Consider the following 7,125-nt stretch of genomic DNA (forward strand, 5'->3'; position numbering starts at 1 on the left):
AGGTGAACTGTGCCTCAGTTCGTGAGGTCGCCCACTCCCTGGCGGACCCAGACGGTGTGCAGCTTGGCGAAGAGCTCGCCGACCTCGCCGGCCAGAGCGCTGGCGTGAGCGCGGGCCGAGGCGCTCTGCTGGCTACGCCACGGCGCGACGACCTGCTCGACCAGACCGACGTGCCGATCGGCCGACGTGCGCAGGAGACGGAGGTGTCGCGGTTCGATCCCGTACTCGGACAGCGCGGCCGCGAGCTGGACGACCTCGAGCGACCAGGCGTCGAGCTGCCCCCCGGGCGCCTGGCGAAGCACTCCCGCGGAGATGAGCCCCTCGACGAGCGAGACGTCCACCTCGGCGGTCGAGGCGAGGGTCGCGACGGTGTACTTCTGCCGCGTGGCCGCACGCTCGGGCTCGCCCCCGCTCGTCGCGAGACGAGGCGCGGGGTTCTCCACGACCTCGCCCTCGTCCAGAGCCGCCAGGTTCTCCTTGATGACCTTGAGCGGGAGGTAACGGTCGCGCTGCTCGAGCAGGACGTACCTCAGACGCTCGACGTCGGCCGGGCTGTACTGGCGGTAGCCCGACGGCGTGCGCTCGGGGTCGATCAGGCCCTGCTCCTCGAGGAAGCGCAGCTTGGAGTGGCTGACGCCGGGGAACTCCGTACGCAGGGCTCGCAGAACGTCCGAGATACGCATGGTCGCGCGCCGCGAGATGCCGTGAGGCCATCTCTCGGTGGAGTCCTCGACCTCGTGGTCCGCCAGGGCCCGGGCGGCGTGCGCACCGGTCCCGCCGAACCGGTCCTCGTGTCCCCAGGGGGAACGTGCCGGTTGGTTCACGGGTGCTCTGCCGCACCTTCCGCCGGGCCCGCGGGCTCGTCCAGGACGGGGCTGGCATAGAAGGTCAGTCGGTACTTGCCGATCTGGACCTCGTCGCCGGTCACCAGGTTCACGGCATCCACCCGGTTGCGGTTCACGTAGGTCCCGTTGAGGGAGCCGATGTCACGCACGACGAACTGTCCCCCTTCGCGCACGAACTCGGCATGCTTGCGCGAGACCGTGACGTCGTCGAGGAAGATGTCCGCGTGCTCGCTGCGACCAGCGACGACCCTGTCGGCGTCCAGCAGGAAGCGCGAGCCGACGGCGGGTCCCCGCTGCATGACGAGCAGCGCGGAATGGCGCGGCAGTGCCGAGATGGCGGTCTGTTCCTCAGCAGTGAGGCTGCCCGGCTGCAGGCCGTCGTCGATCGGAAGCTCGATTCGTCCGAACGTGACGGTCGTATCGCTGCCTCCCCGGCGCGGCTCCGCAGATTCACCTGGAGTGGTCATCTCGCCTCCTCGGGAGTTTTTACGCATTCAGAGCAAAATACCTTGGGGGGAAGTTACTACACCTACCGGTCTCCCGGGTACAGGGAACGCGGCGAGGCGGAGGAATGCCGCCCAACGCGACCAACCTACCCCGACGGACGGGTCCGAGAGAAGAATCCGTGCACGTCAGGAGGCATGACGAGGGTCAGCTGCCGTCCTCGGCGGGGACCGGCGTCGCGAACTGCGGAGCCTGCGGCTCACGCGTCGCGTCGACGGTCACGAGCTCCTTCTGGGTGATCGTCGGCACGGCACCGGCGGTCCGGACCGTGGCCATGGCCCCGCCGGGGATCTCGAGGGCCGTCTCGAGCGTCGACGGGTCGCCGATCACCTTCCACCGGTACGGCGAGGTGATCTTCTGGCCGTCGACGACGATCCCCCCGTCCCTGTCCTCGAAGTAGCTGCTCGTGACGAGACGGACGCCGTTGACCTCGATGACCTCGGCTCCTGCGTTGCGCAGCTCCTCGAGGATGTTGAACAGCTTGGGGGCCGTGAGCGGCTGGCCGGGCTCGACGATCGACAGCTCGATCCCCGTTCCCTCCGCCGGCAGGCGGCCCGAGAGGATCCCTTGCGACTCGGACTGCTTCTGTGCGAGCTCGAGAGCTGCCTGCTGCTGCCCCGAACCCGACTTGAGCTCGTCCCGTGTCGACTGGAGGGTCGCGACCCGCTCCTCGAGCTCGTTCGCGCGCTGCGTGACCTCGTCGAGGAGACGCACGAGGTCGCTCTGGCGCAGCGACGAGAGCTGCTGCTCCTGCGTCTGGCTCACCTGGACGGCGAGCGCGAAGCCGAGGAGCGCGCACAGCAGACCTGCGAGCAGCTTGGAGCGGGTGAGCTGGGGACGCATCGCGTGCCCGAGCTTGGACCATCCCCCAGAAGAGCCGGCAGAAGGCGTCGCCGCCGCCTCGTGGCGACCGTGCGGCGTCGGGCGTGGGTGCGGCGGGGACTGCGGCTCCGCCGCGTCGTCCTGCCCGACGGCGTGCTCACCGCCGGGCGCTGGGGCGTCCGCGGGCGCGCTGGTCGTCCCGGGCGGGGCGGCGGAGACCGCCTCGACGGCACCCGTGACCGCCGGCGGCCCGTAGCGAGCCTGCACGACGGCCTCGGTGACCGGTTCGGGCGTCGAGGCCGTCGCGGCGGGGGCGGCGTCGGGAAGGCGGCCCGTGGCGCCGGGGTCGTCGGACGCGCCGTCTGCGCGACCGTCGACCTGACCGTCGGACGAGACGGGCGGCTCCGGGGCCTCGGGCTCCACGCCGGCCTCGTGCGGTGCTGCGTCGCCGGGCTCGACCTCCTCGACGCCGTCGGGTGCGTCAGCGGTCTCGGCTTCGTCCGTGGACGGGACGGGCTCGGGCGTCGCTGCCACGGCGCCTTCGGGCGAGATGTCTTCGACTGAGGAGTCCTCGGGCAGCGGGGCGTCGTCGGGCGTCGGGTTCTTCGCCATCGCGGGTCCTAGGCCTTGAACAGGTGCCGGCGGATGGCGGCGGCGTTGGAGAAGATGCGGATGCCGAGGACGACGACGACACCGGTCGAGAGCTGCGTGCCCACGCCGAGCTGGTCGCCGAGGAAGACGATGAGCGCTGCCACGACGACGTTGGACAGGAACGAGACGAGGAAGACCTTGTCGTCGAACAGTCCGTCGAGCATGGCGCGCAGGCCGCCGAAGAGAGCGTCGAGCGCGGCGACCACCGCGATGGGCAGGTAGGGCTGGAGCGCTACGGGCACGGTGGGCTGGAGCACGAGCCCCGCCACGACGCCCAGGACCAGTCCGACGACTGCGATCATTCCGTGCTCTCCTGCTCTGCGGGTGAACTGTCGGTGCCCGTGGGCTCGTCGCCCCCGGTTGCGGTGGAGTCTACGGCGTACGCGTAGTAGAGGCGCTGCACCCCGTTGCCGGGCAGCGAGAGCTTGCTCTGCGCGACGCGGCTCTGCTGGATGCCCCAGGCCTGGCTGATGGTCATCAGGTAGTCCTGCGCGGCAGACCGGGCGAACGCGGTCTCGAGGGTGTCCGGATCCCCGATCGCCTCGACGCGGTACGGGCCGATCAGCGGCTGGAGGTCCACGAGGATCGCCTCGCCCGCGCTGCGCACGGCGCTGAGGGGGGTCAGGCGCTGGCCGTTGATCGCGATCGCTTCCGCCCCCGAGGCCCAGAGGCCGTTGACGACGTGCTGGAGGTCCATGTCCTGGACCTTCTTCTGGAACGAGTCCTCGTCGGACGCCCCGAGCCCTGCCGGCGCGTCCTTGAGCGTCACGACGATCCCCGGCCCCGTCACCGCGATCGAACCGTTGGTCACGCCGTCGACCTTGAGGGACTCCAGGAGGGCAGGGTCGACGTCGGAGAGCGCGACGTTCTGGAGGGCCTCGGTCTCCTCGCTCAGGGCCGTGGCCCGTGCGGTGAGCTCGTCGACGGTCTCGCGACGATCGGTGATCTCGTCCTCGAGAACCTGCCGGGCGGCGATCGCCGATCCCTGGGGAGCCCTGAGGTCGACCGTGGCCGTCGTCGTGACGAAGCCGAGCAGGATGCCCAGCGTCACGACGAGGAGCCAGGCGCGGGGGCCCTTCGACTGCTCCTGGCCGCTCGCGCGGCGCGCGGCGGCCTCGGCGTAGCCGGGGTCGAGCGGGCGGTCCATGACCTCGGTCAGCAAGGTCATCGATGCGTCGACCCGTGGGGGGCGGCGGGTCGCGGGCGCGTCGTTGCGGGGGGCGTTGGTCATCCTGCGGCCGTGTCCTGAGGGTCGGGGCGGTGGCTGGGGGCGAGGAGCTGTCGGGTCTGGCGGACGTACTGGAACCCGGCGAGCCAGTAGAGGCCGACGCCCCACCAGGTGAACGCCCAGCCGATGATCGAGGCCGTGGCGCCCAGTGCGCCCGGGCTCTCGGCGAGCAGGAGCAGGGGGAAGGCGTAGAGCAGCGCGAACGTGGCGGCCTTGCCGACGAAGCTCACGGGCAGCGGGCCGTACCCGTGCCGCGTGAGCGCCGGCAGCAGAGCCAGCAGCGTCAGGTCCCGGGCCACGATGACGAGCACGAGCCACAAGGGAACGACGTCGCGCCAGGCGAGGCCGAGGAGCGTCACGAAGATGAAGAGCCGGTCGGCTGCCGGGTCGAGCATCTGCCCGAGCTTGGTGACCTGGTTCAGGCGGCGCGCGAGGACGCCGTCGAGCCAGTCCGACGCCCCGGAGATCGCCAGGACCGCGAGCGCCCAGGCGTCGTCGCCGCGGACGATGAGGACGGCGAAGAGGGGGACGAGGGCGAGTCGGAGGAAGCTGATGGCGTTGGGGATGGTGAGGACGCGTGAGCTGACCTCTTGCCCTGCTGCCACGCCCACCGTCCGTTGCTCACTGCGTCTTGCGCATCGCTTGTCCGTCTTCATCCTACGGGTGGTCATCCTAGGGGCGTGGGGGCTGTTTGGTGGGGCACTTGAGGGGCTACTCGGGGTGTTCTTCCGGGTTTGACCTGTTTTGTGTGGGACGTGGTGTGTGCGACAGCGGCGTTGCGGAACTTGGTTCGCGCGCGGGCCGTTGTGTGTGTGCTGGTTCGCGTGCGCCCGGGCGGGTTCTGGGGTGTCCGGGGGCCTTGTGGTGGAGGTCACCGGGGCTCGGCACCCTGCGGGGGACGGGTGTCGCGTAGACTGGCAGCACAATCTGGAGTTCGTCGCTGTTCCCGCGTGTTCGTGTGAGTGTGGCCCGCCGCTTTGCTGAGCGGGCGAGTCACCGGTGTGTGTTCGGGAGTGCGGCCAGTGGAGAGCCGACTTGGCAACCACGCGTAACTCCCACCCTCAGCGAAACGGTTGAACACATCTCTATGTCTCTTGACACCTCTGCGCCCTCGTACGCCTCGGACCAGGTCGACTCCGCCCAGACGCCGGCTCCTGCCGAGCAGTCGGGCCCCACGTTCGCGGACCTCGGTCTGCCCACGAACATCCTCCAGGCCGTGACGGACCTGGGCTTCACCGTTCCTTCCGCCATCCAGGAGAGGGCGATCCCCGCGCTGCTCTCGGGGCGTGACATCACGGGCGTCGCCCAGACCGGTACGGGCAAGACGGCCGCGTTCGGTCTGCCGATGCTGGCTGCGATCGACCCGAACCTGGGCCGGGTCCAGGGTCTGGTCCTGGCTCCGACGCGTGAGCTCGCGATGCAGGTCGCCGAGGCCATCGAGAGCTTCGCCAAGCACGTGCCGGGCATCGAGGTCGTCGCGGTCTACGGCGGCTCGCCGTACCAGCCTCAGCAGCGTGCGCTGCAGCGTGGCGCCCAGATCGTCGTCGGGACCCCCGGCCGTGTGATGGACCACCTGGAGCGTCGCAGCCTCGTGCTCGACGACATCCGTTACCTGGTCCTGGACGAGGCCGACGAGATGCTGCGCATGGGCTTCGCCGAGGACGTCGAGAAGATCTTCGGTCAGGCTCCGCGCGAGCGTCAGGTCGCCCTGTTCTCCGCGACCATGCCGGCCCCGATCCGTCGCGTGGCCGCCCAGCACCTGAACGACCCGGTCGAGATCGCGGTCACCCGCCAGTCCTCGACGGTGACCTCGGTGCGTCAGACGTACTCGGTCGTGCCGTTCCGTCACAAGACCGGTGCCCTGGTGCGCGTGCTCGCGACGTCGGACGCGGACGCGGCGATCGTGTTCACCCGTACCCGTGGCGCGGCCGAGGAGGTCGGTTCGGCTCTCGTCGAGCGCGGCATCTCGGCGGCCACGATCTCGGGTGACGTGGCGCAGAAGGACCGCGAGAAGATCGTCGAGCGTCTGCGCTCGGGCGCCCTGGACGTGCTGGTCGCGACGGACGTCGCGGCGCGCGGCCTGGACGTGGACCGTATCGGCCTGGTCGTGAACTTCGACCTGCCGGGCGAGCCTGAGGCCTACGTGCACCGCATCGGTCGTACGGGCCGTGCCGGTCGTACGGGCGAGGCCCTGAGCTTCGTGACGCCGGGCGAGCGCAACCGCCTGAAGTTCATCGAGAAGACGATCCGCGCGACGCTCGAAGAGGTCGACGTGCCCTCCCCCGCGGACGTCTCCGCGCACAAGGCGCGCCGCATCCTCGGTCAGGTCGCCGAGCGTCAGGCCGCCGGCCGTCTGTCGATGTACCGCGACCTCGTCGCGGCGTACGTCGCTGAGTCGGACGTGGACCCGATCGACCTGGCTGCCGTCCTGGTGGCCCTGTCGGTCGGCGACGACGGCCCCAAGGCCCGCGAGGAGCAGGAGCTCTTCGAGGCGCAGCGCGCCGAGGCCAAGAACGCCCGCCGTGAGCGCGAGTCGCGCCCCTACGGCGACCGTGACTCGCGCGGTCCGCGCGAGGGTGGTCGTGGCGGCGAGCGTGGCATCCGCCGCGACGTCGTCGGTACCCGCTACCGCCTGGCCGTCGGTCACACGCACGGCGCTCAGCCGTCCGGCATCGTCGGCGCCCTGACGAACGAGGGTGGCCTCAACGGCAAGGACCTCGGCAAGATCGACATCTTCCCGAGCTTCTCCCTCGTGGACATCGCGACCCCGCTCGACTCGGCGACGATCGACCGCATCTCGCGGGCGCGTGTCGCCGGCAAGTCGCTGCGCATCCAGGTCGACCAGGGCGCGCCCCAGGGCAGCCGCGCACCGCGCGCCGGTGGCTCCGCTCCCCGTTCGGGCGGCTACTCGGGCGGTCACTCGGGCCACGGCCCGGCCGGTCGCTACGACGAGCGTCCCGAGCGTGGCGGCGAGCGCAAGGCTCCCCGCTACCGCACGGGTGAGCGCTGATCGATCGCCCGGCCTGACCTCAGGCCGCTGAGCACGAACGTGAGGGCCCCGGGACCGCAAGGTCC

7 protein-coding genes are annotated in these 7,125 nt (G+C 70.7%); 1 reads left to right on the forward strand and 6 read right to left on the reverse strand.

What is annotated here, in order from left to right; translation table 11 throughout:
- Positions 1-14: 14 nt before the first annotated feature.
- The 6 genes from ACFWFR_RS15725 to ACFWFR_RS15750 form a co-directional block, all read right to left on the reverse strand.
- Positions 15-824: a MerR family transcriptional regulator gene (locus ACFWFR_RS15725; protein WP_377623583.1), complete on the reverse strand. Its 810-nt coding sequence runs from the start codon at positions 822-824 to the stop codon at positions 15-17.
- Positions 821-1,312 (reverse strand): FHA domain-containing protein, encoded by a 492-nt coding sequence (locus ACFWFR_RS15730; RefSeq protein ID WP_377623584.1) that lies wholly within the window; start codon positions 1,310-1,312, stop codon positions 821-823. The genes ACFWFR_RS15725 and ACFWFR_RS15730 overlap by 4 nt, the downstream gene beginning before the upstream one ends.
- Before the next feature lie 184 nt (positions 1,313-1,496).
- Positions 1,497-2,783 carry a DUF881 domain-containing protein gene (locus ACFWFR_RS15735; RefSeq protein WP_377623585.1) on the reverse strand — a complete coding sequence of 429 codons (1,287 nt, stop codon included), beginning with the start codon at positions 2,781-2,783 and terminating at the stop codon, positions 1,497-1,499.
- An 8-nt stretch (positions 2,784-2,791) separates the two neighbouring features.
- The gene (locus ACFWFR_RS15740; RefSeq protein WP_056651935.1) at positions 2,792-3,124 is read right to left on the reverse strand and encodes a small basic family protein; all 333 of its coding nucleotides are present in this window, start codon (positions 3,122-3,124) and stop codon (positions 2,792-2,794) included.
- A complete protein-coding gene (locus tag ACFWFR_RS15745) occupies positions 3,121-4,053 on the reverse strand; it encodes a DUF881 domain-containing protein (RefSeq protein WP_191802480.1) in 933 nt (310 codons plus the stop codon). Before ACFWFR_RS15745 ends, ACFWFR_RS15740 begins: the two co-directional genes overlap by 4 nt.
- Positions 4,050-4,655: a CDP-alcohol phosphatidyltransferase family protein gene (locus tag ACFWFR_RS15750; protein WP_377623586.1), complete on the reverse strand. Its 606-nt coding sequence runs from the start codon at positions 4,653-4,655 to the stop codon at positions 4,050-4,052. The genes ACFWFR_RS15745 and ACFWFR_RS15750 overlap by 4 nt, the downstream gene beginning before the upstream one ends.
- A 482-nt stretch (positions 4,656-5,137) precedes the next feature.
- Here ACFWFR_RS15750 and ACFWFR_RS15755 point away from each other — a divergent pair, with 482 nt between their 5' ends.
- Positions 5,138-7,060 (forward strand): DEAD/DEAH box helicase, encoded by a 1,923-nt coding sequence (locus ACFWFR_RS15755; RefSeq protein WP_191802484.1) that lies wholly within the window; start codon positions 5,138-5,140, stop codon positions 7,058-7,060.
- Positions 7,061-7,125 lie beyond the last annotated feature (65 nt).

This window comes from Oerskovia sp. NPDC060287 (genome assembly GCF_042726775.1).
GTDB lineage: Bacteria > Actinomycetota > Actinomycetes > Actinomycetales > Cellulomonadaceae > Oerskovia > Oerskovia merdavium.

Excerpts from the sequence above, each read along its gene's own strand:
- ACFWFR_RS15745 (WP_191802480.1), bottom strand. The coding sequence starts at position 4,053 with ATGACCAACGCCCCCCGCAACGACGCGCCCGCGACCCGCCGCCCCCCA.
- ACFWFR_RS15740 (WP_056651935.1), bottom strand. The coding sequence starts at position 3,124 with ATGATCGCAGTCGTCGGACTGGTCCTGGGCGTCGTGGCGGGGCTCGTG.
- ACFWFR_RS15730 (WP_377623584.1), bottom strand. The coding sequence starts at position 1,312 with ATGACCACTCCAGGTGAATCTGCGGAGCCGCGCCGGGGAGGCAGCGAT.
- ACFWFR_RS15735 (WP_377623585.1), bottom strand. The coding sequence starts at position 2,783 with ATGGCGAAGAACCCGACGCCCGACGACGCCCCGCTGCCCGAGGACTCC.
- ACFWFR_RS15755 (WP_191802484.1), top strand. The coding sequence starts at position 5,138 with ATGTCTCTTGACACCTCTGCGCCCTCGTACGCCTCGGACCAGGTCGAC.